Genomic DNA, 24,858 nt, shown 5'->3' with positions numbered 1-24,858 from the left:
TATAGGTTTTTGAAACCTATAAGGTTTGTTGGAGTAACTACTCAGCCATTAAAATAGCTTTCGTTTCAGCTAGTTTGGATTTTTCTTCTTCGCTCACCACAGGAAAATTAAGGTTTAATTTTTTCAGCCTGTCTAAAATAATTTCGCTGATGGCTAACCGAGCAAACCATTTCTTATCTGCCGGAATTATATGCCATGGCGCAACCTCGGTACTTGTTTCGTTAATGGCTTCCTGATAAGCTGACATATACTCATCCCAAAGCGCTCTTTCCTTAATATCACCAGAAGAAAATTTCCAGTTTTTAGTAGGGTCTTCAATTCGTTCGAGGAAGCGTTGTTTTTGTTCAGCTTTACCTACGTTCAGAAAGAATTTTAAGATAACGGTTCCATTGGCGCAAAGGTGTGATTCAAAGTGGCGGATACTCTCATATCGCTTTTTCCAAAAATCTTTATCTACTTTTTTTACATCCTGAATGCCTGGAATATTTTCATTCAGAATATATTCCGGATGTACTTTACAGGCGAGTACATTTTCGTAGTGAGAACGGTTATGGATACCAATCCTTCCCCGCTCCGGCAAAGCAAGGTAATGTCGCCATAAAAAGTCATGTTCATATTCTTTAGCGGTAGGTACTTTGAAGCTAAATACCTGGCAGCCCTGTGGATTTAGCCCACTCATTACATGTGCAATGGCACTATCCTTTCCTGCCGCATCCATGGCCTGAAAAATAATCAATATGGAATGTGTTCCTGCAGCATACAACTTTTCTTGCAGGTGACTGATTTCAATTTTAGTTTTAATCAGTTCGTCCTTTGCCTTTTCTTTATTGAAAGTACCCGTATAATCGGTTTCAACATTCTTTAAAGAAAATTTTTTATCTCCTTGTACAATTAGCGCTTTAAATTCGTTTTTCATACTTATGCATCGTTTTAGATAATTTGTGATATCAATATTTTAAATATAGAACTAAAAAATAAGTAAATTAAAAACGTTAATTTGCATATAGAGTTTTTTATATTTAACGCCCATAGCATTTACCAAAATACCATCTTAGCCAATATGTTTAAAGAGATAAAAAACAAGTACTTACGTTATTCTGCAATATTTTTATTCTTTATAATAATTTTCTTTTCTGCGCTTCAACTCAACTTTTTATGGCTCTTTGGTTATTCGCCAAGTACCCAGGATATAAAAATGCCCACCCTGCGGGTCGGATCTGAACTTTATACCTCAGATGGTAAACTTATTGGTAGATACTTTAAGGAGAACAGGACACCTGTAAATTTCAATGAAATTGCACCAAGCGTAATTAATGCACTTGTAGCTACAGAAGATGTTAGGTTTTACAAACACTGGGGCGTAGATGCACAAGCTGTTGGACGTGCGGTGATTGGATTAGGAGAAAAAGGTGGCGCAAGTACCATTACGCAGCAATTGGCTAAAAACCTTTATCGAACCCGGTATAATAAATCACAGGGATTTTTAGCAAAGATTCCGGTGGTAAGAACTGTTATATTTAAATTAAAAGAGTGGATGACAGCCGTTAAGCTGGAATCCAATTATTCAAAAAACGACATCATTACCATGTACCTGAACACGGTTTCATTTGGAAATAATGCGTATGGAATTAAAACAGCAAGTAGAGTTTATTTTGATAAAGATGCAAAAGATTTAGGTATCGCAGATGCAGCCATGCTGGTGGGCATGCTTAAGGGTACCACCATGTACAATCCTACTAAAAACCCTGAACGGGCTTTGGAGCGAAGAAATGTTGTATTAAGGCAAATGAATAAATACAACTACCTTAGCAGTGATAGCCTGAAGGAGTTGTCTAAAGAACCTATTAAACTAAAGGCGGGTGAATTGGAAGATGGTAGTGACGGTGATTCTTACCTAAGGGCAGCCGTGGCTAAATATTTAGAAAAATGGTGTTTAGATAATGGCTATGATTTGTACGAAGATGGTTTAAAAATATACACTACAATTGATTCCAGGTTGCAAAAATACGCTGAAGAGGCTGTGGCAGAACAGATGAAAACTTTACAACGTAGATTTTACAGTGTTTGGGGTAATGAAGATCCATGGTATGATTCTGAAAAGAATAAAGTAGATTATCCGGAAAGGGCTATGAAAAATCTACCGATCTATAGCATGTTGATGAAAAAATTCCCAAATCAGCCCGATTCAGTTAAGGCCTATTTCAACAAAAAGAAGCGAATGCAGATTTTTACCTATAAAGGTGATCGCGATACTTCATTTTCTACATTAGATTCCATTCGTTATTACGGAAAGATATTAAATACCGGGATGATGACCATGGAGCCTGCAAGTGGGAAAATTAAAGTTTGGGTTGGTGGTATTGATCATAAATTTTTTAAATATGATCACGTTAATCAATCGAAACGACAGGCCGGATCTACATTTAAGCCTTTTGCTTATTTAACCGCGTTAGAACAAGGAATGAGTCCTTGTGATAAATTTACTGATAAGCCTGTTAGGATAAAATATCAGGATAAAGGAGAAACCAAATATTGGGAGCCTAAAAATGCCGATTATAGTGTTACTTATCAGGAAATGAGCTTGCGTTGGGCCATGGCAAGATCTGTGAATACCATCACTGCACAGGTTACTGAAAAAGTGGGTTGGGATAATGTGGTTAAATATGCACATGAATGTGGAATAGATAGCCATTTAGAATCTGTTCCTTCTGTGAGTTTAGGATCAAACGATGTAACCGTTTACGAAATGGTAAAGGCTTACAGTACTTTTATGAATAAAGGCGTTAAGACTGATCCTATTCTGGTTGAAAAAATAACGGATCAGGACAACAACGTGATAGATGAATTTAAGCCAAAAACAAAGCGGGTACTTACTGAAGAAATTGCCTGGTTGATGACTTACATGTTCCGCGGAGGTATGGAAGAGCCAAGAGGAACTTCACAAGCCCTATGGGAATGGCCAAATCTGTTTAAAAAGAATAATCAGATTGGTGGTAAAACAGGTACCTCTTCTGATTATGTTGATGCCTGGTATATGGGTTTAACAAAAGATCTGGTAACTGGTGTTTGGGTAGGTTGCGATGAAAGAACAGCGCATTTTAAAAATGGTGAACAAGGTGAAGGATCCAGAACAGCCTTACCTATATTCGCCAAATTTATGGAAAAAGTTTATTTAGATTCATCTACTGGTTACTCTTACGGACCATTCCCTAAAGCAACTGTAGAAATTACGCGAAGTTACAATTGTCCAAGTCCGCAATATGTGAGAGATACTACTACGGTAGATACTACCGCTGTAGATTCGACACAGTTTGATGTGCCTGTGACAGTTGATCCTGCCAATCCGGTAACACCAACGGAGCAAGAAGTTAAAAAAGAAGATAAGAAACAAGATCCTGATCCAGCCCAACCAGTGCAAACGGTTCCACTTACCAGAAAAGAAGAAAGGGAATTGAGAAGAAAACAGCGGCAGGAGGAAAAAGAAAAGAAAAATAACGGAAATAATTAATCCTTGCCTTGTATTAATTAATCCTGCATTTAACGCTGAAATGTTAAATAATAAATAATATTTTAAACATTAACTATTTTTGATTTCGGAATCTTGATAGATCAATTTCGTACGTTTTAAAACTTCATTCACTAAACCATACATATGAAAAAAAGCTTTACTTTAATAAGGAGGTACCTTCCACTATTGTTCTTGCTCATAATTTCTTTCTCAGTTCAGGCGCAGTATTTCGGACAAAATAAAGTAAGGTATAAAAAACTCGATTTCAAAGTGTTGCAGACCCCGCATTTCGAAATTTATTATTATATAAAAAATGAAGCCTTACTAAAGAAATTTTCTCAAGAGGCAGAAACCTGGTATAAAATGCATCAGGAAGTATTCAGAGATACTTTTCTAAAGAAAAACCCGATAATCCTTTATAATAACCATCCTGATTTTCAGCAAACTACGGCATTGCAAGGCGAAATAAGTATCGGAACTGGCGGTGTTACAGAAGCTTTAAAAAACAGGGTAATTATGCCGGTGATGGAATTAAATAGCCAAACCAGACACGTCCTCGGACATGAACTGGTTCACGCATTTCAATACCATACACTTTTAGAAAAAGATTCTATTAGTCTTGAAAATGTAGGTCAAACACCACTTTGGATGGTTGAAGGGATGGCAGAGTACCTCTCCATCGGAAAAAAAGATGCCTTTACTTCGATGTGGATGCGTGATGCCATGCTGAACCGCGATATCCCATCATTAAAGGATTTAACCAATTCCAATAAATATTTTCCTTACCGTTATGGCCAGGCCTTCTGGACTTACATTGGTTCTCAATATGGAGATACCACCATTGTTCCTTTATTTAAGAACACGGCAAAATATGGTTATGAAAATGCCATTCGGTATACTTTTGGGTATGACGACAAAACCCTGTCTGGCTTATGGAAAAATGCCATTGACGCACACTATAAACCCATGTTGAAGGCAGATAGTTCACAGATCAAAATTACTGGAACCAAAATTATAGATAATAAGAATGCAGGAAACATGAACGTTGCCCCTGCCCTGAGTCCAGATGGAAGATATGTCGCATTCATGTCTGAAAAAGATCTTTTTGGAATTGACTTGTTTCTGGCGGACGCCAAAACAGGAAGAATTATCAGGAAGCTGAGCAGCCAGATCAGTAACGGCCATATTGATGATTTTAATTTCATCGAATCGGCTGGTGCATGGTCGCCAGACAGCAAGCAGTTTGCATTTAGTATTTTTAGTCATGGCAGAAACCAGATGATGATTATTAATGTATCAAACGGAACAACCATTTCTCAAACCCCCATGCAACAGGTGCAGCAATTTGGAAATCTTACCTGGTCTCCAAATGGAAAGGATATTGCGTTCTCCGGAATGGTAGAAGGTCAGAGTGATATTTTTTCTTATCATTTAGATACAAAGCAAATCACCCAAATTACGAATGATGTTTATTCTGATTATGCGCCAAATTATTCTCCTGATGGAAAAAAGATTGTATTCTCTTCTGATAGAGCAGCTATCCAAAGCAACAATATCACGGCTGTAAATCCGATTAATTTAGCCATTTATGATATTGATAACAAAACGCTTAGTAATTTAAATGTATTTCCAGGTGCCAATAATTTAAACGCACAATTTTCGGCAAATAGCCAGAATATTTATTTCCTATCCAACAGAGACGGCTTCAGAAACCTTTACAAGTACAATTTCACGGATAATAGCGTTGATCAGCTTACCGATTATTTCACAGGGATTAGTGGGATTACAGAATTTTCACCTGCGATTTCAGTTTCTACTACGGATGATATTGTTTATAGCTATTATCGTTACCAACGCTATACTTTATATAATGCCAAATTAAGCAGCTTTAAGCCGAAAAGAATTGGGAATCAGGATGAGAATTTTGATGCCGCAATTCTTCCACCTATGGAAAATATTGGAGTAAATATTGTAAACTCCAATTTAAACAACTTCGACAGGTTTGAAAAGGTGGTGGCAGATTCTTTAAAAACGGTAGCTTATAAACCGAAATTCAGATTGGATTATCTTGCAAATAGTGGCGTTGGTGTTTCTTCAAGTCGTTTCGGTACTGGAGTTTCAGGCGGTATTGTGGGGATGTTCAGCGATATATTAGGAACAAATCAAATCATTGCCAATATCTCTGTTAATGGACAGATTTATGATGCCGGAGGTTTGGTTGGATACATCAACCAAAAAAGCAGAATTAATTGGGGTGCTGCAGTTTCCCATATTCCTTATGTATCAGGTTTTAATTCTGTTAGTTACGAAAAAATACCAGCAGATAACAACACCACTGTTGATGCGGTATCACAAAACACAGATATCATCAGAACTTTTGAAGATCAGGTACAGCTTTTTGCAGCATATCCATTTAGTAAAATTCATCGTTTTGAATTAGGAGGTGCATTTTCACGTTATAGTTACAGGATTGATAGGTACAGCAATTACTATAATACATCAGGCAGTTATATAGGCTCAGACCGGAAACGGATTGCCAATGAAATAGCTTCGTTAGATTACAGCATTCCATTCAATTCCTTTACCCTTTACCAATTAAATGCGGGCTTTGTTGGCGATAACTCTATTTTTGGTCTTACTGGTCCTTTAGATGGTTTTAGATATCGCATCAGTGCAGAAAAATATTTTGGCACATATAATTTTTCAGGCGCTACAGCAGATTTAAGAAAATATTGGAGATTGAAGCCAGTAACTATAGCGGCAAGAACTTATAATACCTTAAGAATTGGTAAAGATGCTGATCGGCTCTATCCCATGTATGTGGGTTATCCTTATTTAGTAAGAGGATATGAATCCAATTCAATTTATAAAACCACTTCAGCTCAATCTTCAGAATCATTTGATATCAATCAGTTAACAGGCAGCAAGATTGCTGTTTTTAATTTCGAACTCAGGTTACCATTTACAGGCCCTAAGAAATTGGCAGCAATACCATCTAAATTCCTTTTTAGTGATTTAAATTTATTCTTTGATGCTGGTTTAGCATGGACGAATGATACTCAGGTTAAGTTTAAAAGTGAACCAACTTATGTAACTGAGACCTTAAAAGATGTAAATGGAAATCCAGTTTTAGATAGTAAAGGAAAGGAACTTACATTTCAATCTACAACCGAGCGTGTTCCTGTAATGAGCGTAGGGATTTCTTTAAGGGTAAACGTTTTTGGCTATTTCGTACTTGAACCTTATTATGCTATTCCATTTCAGCGTAAAGATGTGAAAACTGGTGTATTCGGATTAACCTTTGCCCCAGGTTGGTAATCTAAAATTCATAACAAATTAAAAAGCGTTCCCTTTTAAAAGGGAACGCTTTTTTTATGCAAGAAGTATTTTATTTATGATAAGCTGGTAAAGGCCAGATTAATCTGATTGGTTACATTTCTGTGTAGCAATATGTTTTCGAAGTCTAAGCCAATCGTTAGATCTATCCAATCTGGATTGCAAGACCTAACTAAACGCTCTTTCTGCATCCTGGTAAACCGACTTATTATTTTGAAACGTGCTAATGCTTGTGCTTCACTTTTAAATTCCTCAAAGTATACTAAACGCGTTAATTGTTGTCCATTATCAAAAAACAAATTTGGCATCTGCTTATAGAAATCCAATGTTTTAATTAAATCAGAACTCATGCCTACATGCATGCTGGTGCGATTTCTGTCGGTAACGATGTAAACAAACTTTTTCATAATCTTCAAATTTTTAATTAAACTAATCTATTTAGTATACCTTCTTGCAATTCAAAATAATATTACTAACTTTATGAGCATAAAATTACTAACTATTTTAGTAATTCCAAATTTATTTTAACTTTTATTTTTATGTCGAATATTTCAAATAACTTAAAGTATCTCAGAAAGAAAAAAGGCCATACACAGCAGAATTTTGCTGATATTATGGAAATTAAGAGATCACTGATTGGTGCCTATGAGGAAGATAGAGCAGAACCAAAATATGAATTACTAAAAAAAATAGCAGAATATTTCGATTTAACCATTGATGAGTTTATCAATGAAAAGATAAGTGATAGCTGGAAACCGAAATTAAAAAGCAGTGGTTCTAATTTAAGGGTATTAAGTATTTCTGTAGATCAAAACGACAGAGAGAACATTGAACTCGTTCCTGTAAAAGCTAGTGCCGGTTATCTCAATGGCTTTTCAGATCCCCAATATATCAGCGATCTTCCTAAATTTCAATTACCGCTACCTGCTCTTCGCCAAGGTACATTCAGGGCTTTCGAAATTATGGGCGACAGTATGTTACCAGTTCAGCCTGGAAGTATCATCATTGGTGAATATCTTGATAATTGGAATGAAGTTAAAACAGGTGAGACTTATGTGATCATCAGTAAAAACGAAGGTGTGGTTTACAAAAGAGCTGGAAACCGTTTCAAGGAAAATAAAGATTTAAAATTAATTTCAGATAATAAAGTATATGATCCCTATACCATTGCTGCAGATGATATTCTTGAAATTTGGAAGGCGAAGGCTTATATCTCTACTGCTTTGCCAGAACCTGCACCAGATCCTACGATGGAAACTTTAACACAAATGATGGCACAAATGCAAAAATCAATTTCGCAGTTGAATAAAAATTAACACTTTTTAACTTATGTCTGATTAAACTGTTTGATGCTTTTCATCTCTATTATACAAACACATAAATAATAAGATCATGAAAAAAGCAATTTTAACAATCGCGATAGCAGTAATGGGTTTTACTGCTGTATTTGCACAAGACAGTTCCAGAAAAGTAAGAAAACAAATGCCTAAAATGACTGCTGAACAAAGAGCAGAAAAGGCTACTTCCAGATTGGAAAAAAAATTAGGATTAACCGCGGATCAAAAAGCAAAGATCTATGCTGTTGAATTGGAAAATGCTAAGAAAATGGAGACCTGGAGAAAAGCCGATCATAGTGCTATGAAAGGTAAAATGGATGAGCGTAAAATAGCAATGAAAGAACAAAAAGCAAAAATTGATGCCATTTTAACTGCAGATCAAAAAACTAAAATGGAAGCTTTCCGTGCAGAGGCAAGAGAAAAAGGTGGAAAGATGCGTAAAGGGTTGAATCGTGGTGACAAAACAGATAAAGCACCAGTTGAAGGCTAATACTTAAGTAAATATAATATTCGATAAACGTAGAGTGCCTGGAAGTAAAATCCCAGGCACTTTTTAGTTTAAAATAAATACTATAACGTTGTTATTTCGCTATTAATTTAAGTAGCCACTTTTCTTTAAGAATGCCGCCCAAACATCATATCCGGCAGGTAGTAAATGGAGTCCGTCTTTAGTTAACGAAGCTTTTAAATGTTGATCTGAATCAGTAAAGTTTGGATAAAGATCAATAACGGTAACGTTTTTGGATGTAAACTTTCTGATCTCCTCATTGAGATAAAGAATATGCTGATCCTTATTGTAATGATTTTTAAATTTCTCAAATGAACTATTTACTGGCAGAAGGGTATTGAAATAAATCTGCGTTTTTCTAGATCCTTTTCTAATTCTTGAAATCATCATTTTATAATTTTTCAGAATGATGCTATCTGGAATATTTCTCGAAATATCATTAATTCCGATCAGGATAAAAACTTTAGATGGCTTTCCATCAATCACATCCTGAAGTCTTTCTAAAACACCAAATGTAATATCGCCAGAGATACCACGGTTTTTAGCCTGTGGTAAATCAAGAAGTTTTGACCAGTCTGTTCCAGCCGTAATGCTGTTGCCTAAAAAAACAATGTCCTTTTTTGATTTTGGATCATCTTTAAACTTTTTTACCAGTTCTGCATATTTTCCAGGCCGGTAAGTGCTGTCCCATAATACCATTTGCGCTTGAGCAGAAAAGGTTATCAAAAGAAACAATGTGCATGCAAGAAAATATTTATGGAAAGAAATTAATGTCATAAAGTTTTTTATTCAAAATTAATTATTTTGCCTGGACTAAAACATCAGGATAATCTGAAATAATACCATCTACATTTAGGTCCTTTAATTTCTGAATATCTTCAAGCTTGTTAGCTGTCCATGGGATAACCTTAACGCCATCAGCATGAGCTTTATTAACCATATCTGTAGTTACCGTTTGCCATATCGGACTCAAAATAAAGGGTTTGTAACCTAAATCGGCAATGTTTTCTTCGTAAGATTTTTTATTCGCCACTAGGAAAGATGTTTTAATGTGCGGATATTTCTCGTGAATAATTTGAATGGTTCTCTTATCGAAAGATTGAATCACGACGAAAGAAGAAATTTTCTTTTTTTCAATCACATCCATCAATAACTTAACAAATACTTCAGGAGTGGGATTGGTCAGTCCATCACCTTGTGGACTGCACTTGGTTTCAATATTGTAAAAGAACGGCTGACGTTTATTTTTCTTAATATCGTATTGTACAGAATCAATCAGATCTGACAGCAACGGAATGTAAGTTTTAACTTTCTGTTGTGTTGGAAACAAATCATAATATTTCGTACCAAGATCAAACTGTTTAAGTTCTGAATAGTTCATCCCGAAGACCGGATATTTCTTTGCATCAGCCTCAGGGATATCTTTTCCATCTGGCGTAAGCATAAAGGCCGGGCTCAGATAATCATCATGTGTAACCACCACTTGCCCATCTTTAGTAATGTGTGTATCCAGTTCTAATGTAGTAATGCCTTTTATTTTTAGCGCATTGATCATGGACTTAATGGTATTTTCAGGCATAAGCCCCCTCCCGCCCCGATGTGCTTCTGCACTAAAGGCAGGAAATGAAGCAGTTTTCTGTCCATTAGAATTTAGTGCTAAAAAAGATGCCGCCGTAATTAAAACAGCCGACTTAAATAATTTCATCTTCAATAAGTTAATGTTTACGATTTTTTTTTAAATGAGGATAGATTAGGCAGTTACTTCCGCTTCAAACTTCTCTCCAAACCGATCAGTGGCAACAACTTTTATCTTTTTAATAGAAGGATCGAAATGTGCCATAAATAAGTGATCTGTTGAACAGGCTTCCACAAAAGATCTTGGGTTAGGAAGTTTATCCCCTTTATACAACTTTACCGCAAGAGGATCAAATCCATCTTGTTGTACCAGTGTACCCATTGCCTTCCCATCCAGAAAATATTCAACTTTCCATTCAGGATCATAATTCCATACATTGGCAATAAGCCTTTTCTGGTTGGTTAAAGTTTCTACATAAACGGCCAACTGCTCTTTTCTATCCCGACCGGTGGATTTATAATGCCATTTAAGTTTTGTTCCATCCACTTCGTAAACACCATAACCACGAGGTGTTCCATCTTCACAAATTGGACCAGTCCACCAGCCACCACAAACGGTACCATGGTTATGCTCGAAAACACCATTCTTAATTACATTTTTATTAAAATGCGTGTGGCCAGACATGATGTGAACATTGCTGTAATCCTTAATCACAGCATAAAAATCATCGTTGTTTTTTACTGAATTATGCACCGGAATATGCAGGCAGATAATCAATAAGGCATCTTTCGGCACGAATTGCAAATCTTTAGCCAGCCAATCCAGCTGCGTTGGCGTGATATAGCCATCATAATTTCGCTCTGTGCCTAAGTATCTTACATCATCCAGCACCACATAGTGTGCTTTACCTCTGTTGAAAGAATAATAAGTCGGGCCGTAATGAGCCTGAAAGGTTCTGTCAGATGTATCATCACCACCTTGTCTGTAATCCTGATCGTGGTTTCCCAATGCCTGGAAAAAAGGGATGCCGATTTGTGCAATTGCTTCATCATAAGCCGGGAATAAATCAAAATTATCCCAAACTAAATCACCCACTCCAATGCCATGAACAGGTATTTTACCCATTTCTGCAACCACTTTTTTTGTGTCAGGAACTGAAGTTTCCATCATTTGCTGTACATCACTTTTATTTTTTACCTGAGGATCGGCCCAGATAATGAAGTTATGTCTGTTGTCTTTTTGCTTTAAAGGCTGAAGGTCGAAATTCAGTTTTCCAGCGGTATCCGGCTTATAATAATGTCTTGAAATGCTGCTTTCTGTTTTAAATTCGTAACCAGCAGGTGTACTGATCCAGACAAAACGGGCAAGATCATTCAGCTTAATTTCGTATTGGCCTGCCTTATCGGTTTGTACCACCTGATATCCGTCGGAGATTACTGCGCCTGCCACAGCTTTACCTTTACTGGTTACCGAACCACTCACCACGCCATCAACAGAAAACAGTGATGAAGGGAAAGCTTTGAGGCTAACAAATAGTGTTGTGGTTAACAGACTTGTTTTTTGGATAAAGGATCTTCTATTCATAAAATGATGGATTTTAAATAATAAATCAAGCCACCAGTAAACGGATGGCCTGATCGAATAATTAATTAACAATGGCTGTAAAACCAGTTGCCTGTTGAATTTCTGAAAGTTGTGATTTAGCGTTAAGCTCGATATTTTTGGCTACTCTTCCTGTTTTCCATAAACCCGAGGTTGCATCATAAACACCACCTAACATGGTGAAATTACTGGTAGCAGGAAAAGCAAACTTGTTGGTATTGGTACCACCTCCATAGAAAATAACACGTTTTCTATTTTGAATTACACTGTATTTATCAGTATTGGTAATGCGGTAACCCACTTCTGGTGGCCCTGCAGTATATACACTGCCACCTCCACCAAACATAATCACATCTAATGGAACTGAACTTGCGCTTACTGTTGTGCCATCAAATACAGCAATACCTGCAACATTACCACTGTTAGCCAGTAAATTACTTGTAGCCGTACCAAAATCATCACCATTTAATGTAGAATAGGCTTTGCTGGCAATCCATACTGCACTGCTGATATCAGTTGATGCGGAACCCCAAATTTTCTTAATGCTTCCGCCAACGTAACAAAACTGACCTTTTTTTACTGAACCCGTTGTGATGTTAAACTTATAAGTACGCACACCACCCATTGCCCAACCTAAAGCTGGTGCAGCGGTAATTCCGGCATTATTGGAAGTTACAATCGACATTGGCGTTGTAGCAAAATTAATATCCTTTGTGGCTTTAAACTGAATATATTCATTGTTGGCATCAGATCCATCCGGATCAGTTAAGTAGCCCGTAATCACCAATGGTGATACCTTTATAATATCAAGTTCGTAGATATCATCTACATATCTTGGCCATAGTTGTAAGCCATTCGAAGTGTTAAAAACGATTCCGGTAAAGTCTCCAAAAGGAACCATTGAAGCTTTAGCCAATTGTGAAGCAGATTCGGTATGAACAGTTATTTTTCCAAAGCCATCATTAATTGTTTTATTTCCACTGAAGGTGTCTCCCGCAACTGGCTCTGGCTCAACTACACCTTTACTAATGGTGATGAGGGTACTTTCATAAAAATCCGGACGGGTGATGAGTGTTGCTGCGTTAACCGCCTGTGTTCTCATATTTTTGCCAGATGCGATTTTTTTAATCTCGCTGGCATTAACGCCGGTAAGCTGTAAAATTCCATCTACTCTTTTCAAAGTGCTGCCATCTATCTTCACGTGAATAGAATCACCTGGAACATATTTACTTGATTCTGCACCAATATTAATAGCAATACCTCTTAAAGAATCAATCCCACTACCTGTTACTCTGCTATTTTGAAGAATAACTAATCCGGCAGGAATATTTCCATTAGTCTGATCTGAAATAACCACCCCTCTGATACTGGTAGCACCTGCTAAGTTGGAGGTATTTAATTGTACTTCTGTATTTTTGAAAAGTTTTCGTAAATCAAAATTTGCAATAAACGGACTTGGATTAACCAAAACGTAATCGCTATCGCGCTTGCAACTTATAAAAGTGCTTCCTAAAATCAGAAGTGCACTCATGTAATATAATATCTTTTTCATCTTATTTATGAATTAAGGTTTTTGCCACCAAACCAACGTATTGATGTCATCAGCCCCTTGCGCAGCAACAGCATTGCGATAAGAGGTTGGATTAGTAGATTGTGTAACCAATGGATAATTAAGTCTGGCTGGCATTTGCCCACCGTTGGCAAGTCCGGTGCCCACCTGTAAAAAAGGATGTTTGGTTCTACGATACTCAAACCACTGCTGAAAATCAACCAGAAACAAGGCATAGTATTTCTGAATCTGAATCAATTGCATTTTGCTTGATGAGTTGCGCACCTGATTTTCTAAAGGCAAGGTATTATTCCATTCGATATCGGCATCATTAACATAATTTATTACTTCCTGACTGTTTCCGCTGGTAAATCTTTCAGGCATCCAGTAGTTAACAGCATCTGCAATTCCTTTTAAATAATAAGCTTCTCCGGTACCATTGATCCAGCCTTTTGCAGCAGCTTCAGCCAGGATAAAATCGACCTCCGCACAATTCATGATAATACCCGTATAACGGTCAGTTTGCAAAGTATATGGTGCATTGGTTGCATCTGAATAAAAGTAAGATTGTTTTTTAATAGAGTTACCTGCATCATAACCACTTGGTACACCTACATAACCATCAGGTCCGGGTGCTATACCAAATCTGCTTACATTGTTTTTACCCAGCTGAGGATTGATACGAGGATCTGCCCAGGCACCAAGGTTTCTTAAAAAAAAGTCGGTGATGGCTGGTGTCCTGAAATCAACAGCACGTACGTTAATCATAAATGGTGAAGAGTAAACTGCGGTACTGCTATTGGTTCCATTCCAGAGAATTTTCGCCGTATGGGTATTGTTTTCCATAATCGGATAATTCGCTTTATTGGTATCGGCTATGTCTTTAATCTTTGCGATTACCTGTGCGCTCACATCTGATTTCCCAGAAATGCGAAGTAATAATCTTAAATAGAGCGAATTGCCAAATCTGCGCCATTTATTAATGTCACCCTGATAAACAGGATCTGAACTGGCAGAGATAGCTGTTCCGGTAGTTAGTAATTTGTTCGCTTCTTCCAGTTTGTTAAACAGATCAAGGTAGATGTCTTTTTGCTTATCAAAAGCTGGCTCGATTAGACCCTCTTTACCTTTATTGGCTTCAGTATAAGGTACATCACCATAAACGTCCGTCAAGAGTTGAAAAACCCATGCCTGGCTAATCAAGGAAATTCCTTTATAGGATGCGTTTAGCGATTCTGGTTTATCAGCAATGGTATAAATATCCCTTAAGTTAGTTAACTCCAGATACCAGTTATTCCAGGTGTAATCTGCCCAGTTCCGGCGAACATCATACCTGAAAACCTTGCCTTCTGCATCACTAATATCAACAGTAACCTGCATCAATTCATTATTGAAGTTTCGGTTACGCACCATATTAGTGGATAGTACATTAACCAAAGCCGGTGCCAGTAATTGCGCTGCTGTTGAAGTGGACCGCCCGATTGGATCGGTATTAACTTCATTAAAATCTTTCTTACAAGAGAAAGCTGATAAACCTAGTATCGATAATAATATATAGCTGGTTATTTTATTTTTTGTCTTCATGATCTTTTAATTTATAAACCCACAACTAAACGAACACCATAACTCCTGGTAGATGGTAACTGGCCTGTTTCAAAACCCTGCACAATATCACTACCGGATAGTGTTCCAAATTCCGGATCAAATGCTGGCCATGGCGACCATATAAATAAATTCCTTCCGTAAGCGCCAATGGTTAATTTGGTAAAGCCGATTCTTTTTAGAAAAGCGGGACCAAATGCGTAGGTGATATTGGCCTCTCTGAATTTTAGATAGTCTGTTCTGAATATGCTGCCTTCTGCTTGGTCTGAACCATAAAGTGAGGTGTAAAAACTTTCCAGATTGGTAGCCACTACATCATTTTTGCGATAGGTACCATCTGCATTTTGAACCACTCCATCTCCTACCACACCATTATAGCGTCCTGGCAAGGTGAGTTCAAGTTTTCCCAGGGCTGCCATTCTCGAAAATGTTAGGGAGTGCGCCACGGCACCCAGCTGTGCATCAAATAATCCATTAATGCTAAAACGATTATAGGTAAAGGTAGAGCCGAAACTGAACCTGAATTTAGGCATGGTATTTCCAAGATAAATCAAATCCGAAGTGCTGATTTTAGCATTACCTGTTGCAGAATCATAAATAATTTGTCCATCCGGAGATCTCATATATCCCCTGCCGTATAAATCGCCCATGCTCCCGCCAACATTGGCTACGATTTGTCCGCCACCCAAAGCGCCGGTTCTTAATACTACCGAACTATCTGCAAGTTCTTCTATCCTGTTGCGGTTTGCTGTAAAGGTTCCGGTAAGTTCCCATTTAAATTTTTTGGTTTGAACAGGCGTACCATTCACGGCGATTTCAATCCCTTTGTTTTGTACCCGACCAACATTGAAAACTGCTACATTATAACCAGTTGCCTTATCAACAATACGACTTAAAATTTGATTTTTAGTGTTACCCAAATAAGTGGCTAAATCAAAATTCAAACGATTCTTAAATAATCTCAATTCAGTACCTAACTCAATAGTGGTGGTTTTAAGCGGTTTTAAATTGGGATTTGGTAAAATACTGGGGTTAGCCAACGCATTATCCGGATAAATACCATTTGAGGCCAGGTTATAATTATAAGCCGTACGGTATGGTGTAGTACCTCCACTTCCAACCTGAGAAACGGAAGCCCTTAATTTAAAAAAACTGATGGTCTTCGGAAGTGACAATAAATCAGATAAAATTACTGATGTACTGGCTGATGGGTAGAAGAAACCTACATTATCAGTTCTAGATGGCGTAGCTAATGTACTGCTCCAATCCTGTCTGCCTGTTAAATCTAAATACAAGTAGTTTTTGAAGCTGAAAGACAACGCGGCATAAAAACTGTTAATCCGATATCTGGCCGTATCAGGAACGGAAACCAGCGGACTTAAATTATTATCTAAACTGTAGATTCCCGGGATAACTAATCCATCTGCACGAAGTTCTGATTTTTTATATTCATTGCGCATCTGGCTGCCACCAATATTAGCATTAAGGTGAAGATCATTACTGATTTTTTTATCATATCGCATCAGGAAATCAAAATTGGTTTCATATGAATTGATATTTTGAACACGATAAGATCCCTGAGCAAACTTATTTCCTGCGGCATCCCACGGACGTTGTGTTTCGCGGATATCTTTATTATAATCAATTGAGCCTCTTAATAACAAACTCAATTCCTTCGTAATTTTATAGGTAGCCTGAACATTACTAAGAATCCCATTTCTACGCTGCTTATTGATGTATTGCTCAGAAACCGCATATGGGCTTTCCGGATTGGTTGTTGTGATATTTACAAATTGAACATTCTCTTTTCCAGGTGCCCAATAGTCTCTATACCAATCTGTATTCACATTGGGTTGAGCGAACATAAACCAATACATTAATGATTGGTTTCCATAACCTGTTGCAGGTAAATTATCGCTATGTCTATTGTTATAGGCAGCCTTAAAGGATACACTAAATTTCTTGCTTACATCAGTATTGGCAGAATAAGAAACGGAAGTGCGTTCTAATCCGGTATTAGGTACAATCCATTCATTATTACCGTGACTAGCTGAAAATCTCATACCTACTCCTTTATAAGACCCATCCAAACTCACAGCATTTGAAGATTCGAAGCCGGTTTGAAAAAAAGCATCAACAGGATTTTCATAAGCTACCCATGGTGTTCTGGTAGTGCCTCGTGTTTTAGTTGCCGGATCATACTGATAAAAGCTGCTTCCTGTACCAAATGGAGCACCCCAACTCGCACTGGTAGCATTGGTGCTTGGTCCATCATCCGTTGCGCCATAAGAAAAGTAAGGTACACCAAATTGTCCTTGTCCGAATTGATTTTGTACATCAGGACTATTATTTACCTGTTCCCAGGTACTATTGGAAGTAAAGGTGATGTTTAGCTTTTTATTGGCTTTGCCAGATTTTGTGGTGATGATGATAGCGCCATTTGCACCCCTTTGTCCATATAAAGCTGAAGCACCCGGGCCTTTTAAAACCGTAACACTTTCAATATCATCAGGATTAAGGTCATTTAGCGCAGAGCCAAAATCAGCTGGCATTACATCTCCGGAAGTTCCATAAACGCCGCCGGATGAGCCAGCTGTACGTCTGGCAGAGCTACTGGCCACTACCCCGTCAATCACAATTAAGGCCTCATTATCTCCGGTAAGGTTGTTCTCACCTCTTAAAATAATTTTATTAGATGCTGCCGGACCACTGTTGCGCACCAGGTTTAAGCCTGCCACTTTTCCTGAAAGAGACTCAGTCCAGTTACTGGCCACCGCATTTGTTAATGCGGTACTGTCTACTAATGTAACCGCATAACCTAATGCCTTCTCATCTCGTTTAATACCTAAGGCAGTAACCACTACTTCATTTAAATTACTGGTGGAAGAAGCTAAACGGATAATAACATTATTTTCATTGTTATTAAATACGCGGCTAACAGCTATATAACCTACCATATTATAGATTACCGTGGTGCCTTTAGGAATATTAATGGCATAATTTCCTTTATCATTGGTAACACCTAAAATTTTACGATTGCCATCAGTAATAGTGGTTCCTACTAAAATCTGACCATCTTCATCATCTAAAACCGTTCCTTTTACAATGATATTGGCCGTATTGATCTGGGCTGATACATGGCCAAAGCAAATTAGGTGTAAAACTAAAAGTACCGAAAGCATTCGAAATCCTGATGTAAATAAAACAGCATTCTTCCTTGTCGGTTGGCCATCATTAACAAGGCGTTCCTTTAAAATTTGAAAACAATGTGGCCAGAAAAATTTGTGTGTAAAGTTTTTAATCATAATTAGCTATATTACGGTTACTGAGCATAATCTAATTCGTTTTACTCCTTCCCGATTTGCGGACAAAGTAAGCCTACTACTGTTAAAAACATGTTAACAGTGTATTAAGGTATAAGAGGGAGGTATAATGTGTTTTATATTATTTCGAATTAATTTCGATTGATTTCTATTTGGTAGTATTTTCTGATAATGAAGTTACTAATCAATAACAATAGTTACAAGTTATGACTATTAAACACTACTGAGATATTATTGTATTTTACCTTAAATGCCTAACGTACATTAGGGAATAATGGCAAATTTATATCCATAAGAGATAAGCAATATGCGATTGCAATAGGCAGGACAAAGAATTGTAAGATTAAATCGTAATTATAATCTCACTTAATGGAAGGTGATGAAAAATAAAACCATGCAAATAACGCTAAGTAACATTTTGATGATCATCAAAATTGAAACAAAGTGAAACTGCTTTATATTTATCCTCTAAAACTCAGTATGTATTTATTGTAAAGTTTTCTTAAAGAATAAGTTCGCTCAAAAAGAACCAATAGTACGATTGGGAAGATCACCCATTTGAAAATCTGAAGCACGTAAAATAAATAAGCAAATAATAAAATTAGCCTGAAAGCTTCTAAATAGTAAATCCAGATCCGCTGTTCTAGCAAAGCTCCGATATTGATCAAAGTAATCAATACCAAAATCAGTATTGCCCATCTGTCTATTGAGCTTAAAAATGAATAAAACATGGTGTTAGCGGTTAGTGTAATTACCACCATTATCAATTGAATATTGAGGTATTTTTTAAATTTTGAACCTGATTGCTTTTTCTCTTTATTCTGGAAATACCTCACCTCTAAAGCTGGTCTTATATTTTGATCCATTAATGCAGGGCTCCCAAAAAGTGCGTTCCATTTTGCTTTTGGCCCATCCGCTCTTCGGTATGCTTCTGCTATTTCAAGGTAATAATGAAAATGTTGCCATAAAAAGCTATAGCTCTTGATAGGATGAGTAAGACCATATTTTGGTGGTTCCTCTTCTTGCTGAAAGGTACCGAAGAGTTTATCCCAGAAAACAAAAACATCACCATAATTCTTATCCAGATATTTTTCATCTGAAGCATGGTGGACACCGTGCAGGGATGGTGTAATTAATACATATTCGAGCCAGCCCAACTTTCCAATTAATTGGGTGTGTGTAAAAAAAGAATAAGCGCCATGTACCAGTAAAATGGTAATAATCATTTGTGGCTGAAACCCAATTAAAGGTAAAACACACCAAAAAATATTTCTGATAATGGCCTGTATAGTTGTAATCCTGGCAGCGGCAGTAAAATTAAATTCCTCGCTTTGATGATGCACAATGTGGGCCGCCCATAAAAAATTAATCTCATGCCCCAAACGATGGTACCAGTACCAAACAAAATCTGTAGCCAATAATAAAAGGAGCCATACGTACCATTTATTAGGAATCTGAAACAAAGCATAATGGCTGTAAACCCATTCGTAAACCTGATAAAAACTGGCAGCCATAAATAAATTAAGTAACCGCTCGGCAATGCCAACACTAAAATTTGCTATAGAACTTTCATATTTAAAGATCTTCTCACGCTTTCTTCGCTGTGCAATTTGATATTCGATAAAGACAAAGATAAAAAAAGCAGGAATGGCAAATGCGAGGTAGTTTACAGTCATATCGATTACATTTTCTTTACTATCAATACCGCAAACATATAAATATTATACTAAATATATAGATTTAGTAGATTACTATTTTAAATTAGTTTACATTCTATTCGTTTAATATTTATTGTTTCTATTAATTTGCAGAAATCAGTTTATATAAAAACATTCATATGGCAGCAGAAAAAAAAGTTGGACAAACAAACATTCTTTCAATCGATATCGGTGGAACAAGTATCAAAACAGTGTTGCTGGATGAAGATGGAAATATGCTGTCTGAATATATGAAAAGCAAGACGCCTGCTGGAGCTACGCCAAAAGATATTGTAACCGGAATACAGGATTTGATTAAACCTATCCCACAAACTTACAATCGCGTTTCCATTGGGTTTCCAGGATATGTAAAAAATGGAATCGTTAAAACGGCTCCAAATCTGGCTAAAAACAAATGGGCTGATGTAGATTTGGCACAGCGTGTTGCCAATGCCTTAAACCAACCAGTAAGATTAGTTAATGATGCTGATCAGCAAGGTTTAGGTGTAGTTGAGGGAAAGGGTTTTGAAATTGTTTTTACAGTAGGTACCGGATTCGGAACCGCACTGTTATTTGATGGTGAACTCCTTCCACATCTGGAACTGGCGCATTTCCCTATCAATAAAGAAGAAGACTATGATGATTATATCGGTAACAAAGCCTATGAAGAAATTGGTTCAGACCGATGGAATAAACGTTTGAAGAAAATTGTTGAAATTTATAAAACGGTTTTTAATTATGATACACTTTACATTGGAGGTGGCAATTCTAAACACATCGATTTTAAATTAGATAGCAACATTAAACTGGTAACCAACCGTGATGGTATTAAAGGTGGCGCAAAGCTCTGGAAACTAGCCGATAAGTATAATATTTTTACGGTAAATCCTATTGTGTAAAACATACACTATCTTGTGTTGTTAATTATTACAATCATTTAACATCAAAATCCAGTATATTAATTTGTAAATTTTAATTTTGGATTACTATAATTAAATAAAAATGTCAAATAACGAGTCAAAAAAATACAAATTAGGGATGATAGGTTTGGGCACAATGGGCCGCAACTTATTACTAAATATGGCAGATAAGGGTTTTTCTGTAACCGGTTATGATAAGGATCAGAAAATGATCTCTAAACTGGAAGAAGAAGGGCAAAAACATGAGTTAAAAGGTTTCGATAATATTGAGGCTTTTATAGGTAGCTTACAGTCGCCCAGAACACTGATCTTGTTGGTTCCTGCCGGACCTATTGTTGACAGTGTTATTGCAGAATTAAAACCTTTATTAAGTAAAGGTGATATTATTATTGATAGTGGAAATTCACACTTTACAGATACTAACCGCAGGGTTACCGAACTGGAAAAAGATGGCTTACATTTCTTTGGAATGGGTATTTCTGGTGGTGAAGAAGGTGCTCGTTTTGGACCAAGCATGATGCCAGGTGGCGACAAAAAGGCTTATGATGTGGTGAAAGAAGTTTTTGACGCTGTTGCTGCTAAAGTTGGCTCAGATCCTTGCGTAACTTATATTGGCCCTGGTGCATCTGGTCACTTTGTTAAAATGGTACATAATGGTATTGAGTATGCTATTATGGAGCTAATTGCTGAGGTTTATGGTGTATTAAAGAATGGTTTAGGCTATTCTAATGATGAGATCTATAAGGTTTTCAAAAAATGGAATGAAGGCAGACTTCAGTCTTTCTTATTGGAAATAACTGCTGAAATCTTTTTGTTTAAGGATACAGATACGCAGAATGACTTGCTGGATCAGATAAAAGATGAAGCCCGTTCTAAAGGTACAGGAAAATGGACTTCAGAAGTTTCTATGGAATTGCAATTGCCTATCCCAACGATTAATGAGGCTGTTTCTAACCGTGATTTATCCAAATTCAAAAAATTAAGGGTTTCATTAGAAGAGGCTTTTGGTAAAAAGGATAATAAGATTGACATCACGGTAGACGAACTGGAAGATGCATTTTATTTCTCTATGATTAGTGCATACGCTCAGGGAATGCATTTATTGGTTCAGGCTTCTAAAGAATATCAATACGATTTACAATTACAGGAAATCGCCAAAATCTGGCGTGGAGGATGTATCATCCGGGCTAAATTTTTAGAAGACATTTACCAGGCTTATGATAAAGATAATGCCCTGGAGCACTTATTTGGTGATGCTGGAATTCAGGAGATTATTAAATCTACCTTAGGTGGAACACGCAAAACCATTTCTGCCTGCATTAATGCAGGTGTAGGTATTCCTGCATTTGCGTCAACACTTACTTATTTTGATACCATTACTACAGCCAGAATGCCTTCAAACCTGATCCAGGCACAAAGAGACTTTTTTGGCGCACACACCTTCGAACGCATTGATCGTGAAGGCGTTTTCCACGCAGATTGGAACAAACTATCTTAATTTTAAATTACAAGAAGTCAACATAAAATGAAAACTAAAGCCGCATTAAACCCTACAATATTTGTAATATTTGGTGGTACAGGTGATTTAAATAAAAGAAAATTAGCTCCTGCCCTATATAATTTATTTATTGAGGGATATATGCCTGAAAAGTTTGCGATTATTGGTACAGGTAGAACTGAATTTACTGATGATAGTTATAAAGCTGCCTTAGAGGATGCAGTAAATGAATTTTCACGTTCTGGAAAAGTAAAAAAAGATAAATGGGAAAATTTTGGAAATACCATCCACTACTGTCCTACTGATTTTGCACAACCTAAGACATTCGAAAACTTAAAGAATGCTGTAGATAAATATCAAAAGGAATACGGACCAGATACGCAGATTATTTTCTATCTCGCTGTAGCACCAAATTTCTTTCCGGTGATTGCAGAATACCTGCATAAATACAAATTAACGGAGAATGAGAATAACAGTAGAATTGTAATTGAAAAGCCTTTTGGTCATGATCTGGAATCAGCCAAGGAATTAAATGCACTATTGAGAACCATCTTTACAGAGAAACAGATTTACAGGATTGATCATTATTTAGGAAAGGAAACTGTTCAGAACATGATGGCTTTCCGTTTTGCCAATTCTTTATTTGAACCACTTTGGAACAGATCGTATATTGATCACGTTCAAATTTCGGTAACAGAACAATTGGGTGTTCAGGATCGGGGTGGCTATTATGAAGGTTCTGGTGCCTTAAGAGATATGATCCAGAATCACTTATTACAATTGCTTTGTTTAATTGGAATGGAGGCGCCTATTAATTTTGATGCCGATGAAATTAGAAATCGTAAGGTAGAAGTTTTAAAAGCTATGCGTCCTTTTTCTGCAGAAGATATTCGTTTTCATACCGTTCGTGGTCAATATAGTAAAGGCTGGGTAGAAGGAAAAGAAGTACCTGGATATCGCCAGGAAAAGGGTGTTGATCCACATTCTAATACAGAAACTTTTGCTGCGGTAAAATTTCATATTGATAACTGGAGATGGCAAGGCATTCCATTCTACTTGAGAACCGGAAAACGCTTAAATCAGACTTCATCGTTAATTACGATTCAATTTAGAGACGTTCCCCATCAGATTTTTTCTTCTGGCGTAACCGAAAACTGGCAACAGAATCGTTTGGTCATCAGTATTCAACCAGAAATGAGTATCCGCTTGCAGGTTCAGGCGAAAAGACCTGGCTTGGATATGGTTTTAAATCCGGTTGATATGGTATTTGATTATAAAGGAACATATGATGGTGATACACCTGAAGCCTATGAAACCTTACTTTTGGATGCCATGATGGGCGACCAAACATTATTTATGCGTGGTGATCAGGTAGAAGCAGCCTGGGAATTGGTGATGCCAATTTTAAATACCTGGGAAAGTAAGAAATCAATAAATTTCCCTAATTATCCTGCAGACAGCTGGGGACCTGAAGAAGCAGAGGCACTGATTGCTCGTGACGGTTTTCACTGGTTTAACTTGCCATTAAAAAACAAAGAATAATTTTTATGCCGTTTATTGCGAAGCACAAAGTAATCTTAAAAGTATTTAGGGTTTCTTTATGCTTTGTAATGACGATTAAACTATAAATATGAATCTACTCATTTATAAAACGCTTGAAGAATTAAATCAGGATTTAGCTGATTATGTGATCAAAATCGCGGAAATGTCGATTGAAGAAAATGATCGCTTCAATTTTGTTTTAACTGGTGGAAGCTCTCCAAAAGCACTTTATCATCTTCTGGCTACTGAATGTGAACACAGAATTGATTGGGAGAAGGTTTACTTTTTCTTCGGTGATGAACGAAATGTGCCTTCGGATGATGAAAACTATAATGGCCTCATGGCAAAAAAAACCTTACTTGATCCTCTTGGAATAAAGGAAGACCATATTTTTTATGTAAATACAAGTTTAGCTCCGGAAAAGGCTGCTATTGAATACAAAAAATCAATTGATCAGCATTTTAAAGGTGAAGATCTTGCCTTTGATCTGATTCTTTTAGGTATGGGTGATGATGCGCATACAGCATCGATTTTTCCGCATACAGATTTAGTTAAAGATGAAGAAGTTGGTATTGCTTCAGTATTTGTGGAGAAATTAAACACCTATCGAATCAGTTTCACCGCTCCTTTAATTAATAAAGCTGATAACGTGGCCTTTCTGGTTTTTGGTGAAAATAAAGCAGAAGCTTTGAAGCATGTAATTGGAGACGAGGAGAAAAATTTCGATTTGTATCCTTCGCAATTAATTGATCCTATTGATGGTAAACTTACGTGGTTTACTGATGAAGCAGCTACAAAATTATTAGAGGAATAATTTAAATATTCAAACCAATAAGGTTTTAAAAACCTTATTGGTTTAT

At 36.8% G+C, this 24,858-nt stretch carries 17 protein-coding genes; 8 read left to right on the top strand and 9 right to left on the bottom strand.

All coding sequences use genetic code 11. The annotated features are described in order from the left end of the window. Positions 1 to 37: 37 nt before the first annotated feature. Positions 38 to 916 (bottom strand): polyphosphate kinase 2 family protein, encoded by an 879-nt coding sequence (locus AN34_RS10690; protein ID WP_029285179.1) that lies wholly within the window; start codon positions 914 to 916, stop codon positions 38 to 40. Positions 917 to 1,060: 144 nt separating this feature from the next. Here AN34_RS10690 and AN34_RS10685 point away from each other — a divergent pair, with 144 nt between their 5' ends. Both AN34_RS10685 and AN34_RS10680 read left to right on the top strand, forming a co-directional pair. Beyond that, the gene (locus tag AN34_RS10685; RefSeq protein WP_029285177.1) at positions 1,061 to 3,508 is read left to right on the top strand and encodes a transglycosylase domain-containing protein; all 2,448 of its coding nucleotides are present in this window, start codon (positions 1,061 to 1,063) and stop codon (positions 3,506 to 3,508) included. A gap of 144 nt (positions 3,509 to 3,652) precedes the next feature. Continuing rightward, positions 3,653 to 6,826, top strand: coding sequence for a basic secretory protein-like protein (locus AN34_RS10680; protein ID WP_029285175.1), 3,174 nt, complete (start codon positions 3,653 to 3,655; stop codon positions 6,824 to 6,826). 74 nt (positions 6,827 to 6,900) lie between these two features. Here the strand turns inward: AN34_RS10680 and AN34_RS10675 are convergent, their stop codons facing one another. Then, positions 6,901 to 7,251: a GIY-YIG nuclease family protein gene (locus AN34_RS10675; RefSeq protein WP_029285173.1), complete on the bottom strand. Its 351-nt coding sequence runs from the start codon at positions 7,249 to 7,251 to the stop codon at positions 6,901 to 6,903. A gap of 132 nt (positions 7,252 to 7,383) precedes the next feature. Here AN34_RS10675 and AN34_RS10670 point away from each other — a divergent pair, with 132 nt between their 5' ends. Then, positions 7,384 to 8,160 carry a LexA family transcriptional regulator gene (locus AN34_RS10670; RefSeq protein ID WP_029285170.1) on the top strand — a complete coding sequence of 259 codons (777 nt, stop codon included), beginning with the start codon at positions 7,384 to 7,386 and terminating at the stop codon, positions 8,158 to 8,160. Between the two features lie 76 nt (positions 8,161 to 8,236). Further along, positions 8,237 to 8,671: a hypothetical protein gene (locus AN34_RS21770; protein WP_029285168.1), complete on the top strand. Its 435-nt coding sequence runs from the start codon at positions 8,237 to 8,239 to the stop codon at positions 8,669 to 8,671. A 102-nt stretch (positions 8,672 to 8,773) separates the two neighbouring features. Here AN34_RS21770 and AN34_RS10660 read toward each other — a convergent pair whose 3' ends face one another. From AN34_RS10660 to AN34_RS10630, 7 genes are all read right to left on the bottom strand, one after another. Continuing rightward, on the bottom strand, positions 8,774 to 9,466 hold the full coding sequence (locus AN34_RS10660) for a GDSL-type esterase/lipase family protein (protein WP_029285166.1): 693 nt from the start codon (positions 9,464 to 9,466) through the stop codon (positions 8,774 to 8,776). Between the two features lie 22 nt (positions 9,467 to 9,488). Continuing rightward, positions 9,489 to 10,394 (bottom strand): glycerophosphodiester phosphodiesterase family protein, encoded by a 906-nt coding sequence (locus tag AN34_RS10655; RefSeq protein ID WP_029285164.1) that lies wholly within the window; start codon positions 10,392 to 10,394, stop codon positions 9,489 to 9,491. A 45-nt stretch (positions 10,395 to 10,439) separates the two neighbouring features. Beyond that, positions 10,440 to 11,849 (bottom strand): calcineurin-like phosphoesterase family protein, encoded by a 1,410-nt coding sequence (locus AN34_RS10650; protein WP_029285162.1) that lies wholly within the window; start codon positions 11,847 to 11,849, stop codon positions 10,440 to 10,442. Between the two features lie 61 nt (positions 11,850 to 11,910). Then, positions 11,911 to 13,419, bottom strand: a complete 1,509-nt coding sequence (locus AN34_RS10645) for a DUF5689 domain-containing protein (protein ID WP_029285160.1) — start codon at positions 13,417 to 13,419, stop codon at positions 11,911 to 11,913. Positions 13,420 to 13,431: 12 nt separating this feature from the next. Beyond that, positions 13,432 to 15,000, bottom strand: coding sequence for a SusD/RagB family nutrient-binding outer membrane lipoprotein (locus AN34_RS10640; protein WP_029285158.1), 1,569 nt, complete (start codon positions 14,998 to 15,000; stop codon positions 13,432 to 13,434). A gap of 11 nt (positions 15,001 to 15,011) precedes the next feature. Next, a complete protein-coding gene (locus AN34_RS10635) occupies positions 15,012 to 18,323 on the bottom strand; it encodes a SusC/RagA family TonB-linked outer membrane protein (protein ID WP_231625530.1) in 3,312 nt (1,103 codons plus the stop codon). Between the two features lie 479 nt (positions 18,324 to 18,802). After that, positions 18,803 to 20,017, bottom strand: a complete 1,215-nt coding sequence (locus tag AN34_RS10630; protein ID WP_029285153.1) for a sterol desaturase family protein — start codon at positions 20,015 to 20,017, stop codon at positions 18,803 to 18,805. Positions 20,018 to 20,178: 161 nt separating this feature from the next. On the opposite strand from AN34_RS10630, the gene AN34_RS10625 reads away from it, so the two are divergent. The 4 genes from AN34_RS10625 to pgl all read left to right on the top strand — a co-directional run bounded on the left by AN34_RS10625 (position 20,179) and on the right by pgl (position 24,812). After that, on the top strand, positions 20,179 to 20,937 hold the full coding sequence (locus tag AN34_RS10625) for an ROK family protein (RefSeq protein WP_029285151.1): 759 nt from the start codon (positions 20,179 to 20,181) through the stop codon (positions 20,935 to 20,937). A gap of 103 nt (positions 20,938 to 21,040) precedes the next feature. Further along, the gene (gene gndA, locus AN34_RS10620; RefSeq protein WP_029285148.1) at positions 21,041 to 22,456 is read left to right on the top strand and encodes an NADP-dependent phosphogluconate dehydrogenase; all 1,416 of its coding nucleotides are present in this window, start codon (positions 21,041 to 21,043) and stop codon (positions 22,454 to 22,456) included. A gap of 27 nt (positions 22,457 to 22,483) precedes the next feature. Then, positions 22,484 to 23,998 carry a glucose-6-phosphate dehydrogenase gene (gene zwf, locus AN34_RS10615; RefSeq protein ID WP_029285146.1) on the top strand — a complete coding sequence of 505 codons (1,515 nt, stop codon included), beginning with the start codon at positions 22,484 to 22,486 and terminating at the stop codon, positions 23,996 to 23,998. Between the two features lie 88 nt (positions 23,999 to 24,086). Beyond that, positions 24,087 to 24,812, top strand: a complete 726-nt coding sequence (gene pgl, locus AN34_RS10610) for a 6-phosphogluconolactonase (protein WP_029285144.1) — start codon at positions 24,087 to 24,089, stop codon at positions 24,810 to 24,812. Positions 24,813 to 24,858: the final 46 nt, after the last annotated feature.

Source organism: Pedobacter sp. R20-19 (genome assembly GCF_000708265.2).
In the GTDB taxonomy this organism is placed as follows: domain Bacteria; phylum Bacteroidota; class Bacteroidia; order Sphingobacteriales; family Sphingobacteriaceae; genus Pedobacter.
The sequence above is the reverse complement of the archived record's forward strand: the minus strand, read 5'-3'. Positions and strand labels throughout refer to the sequence as shown.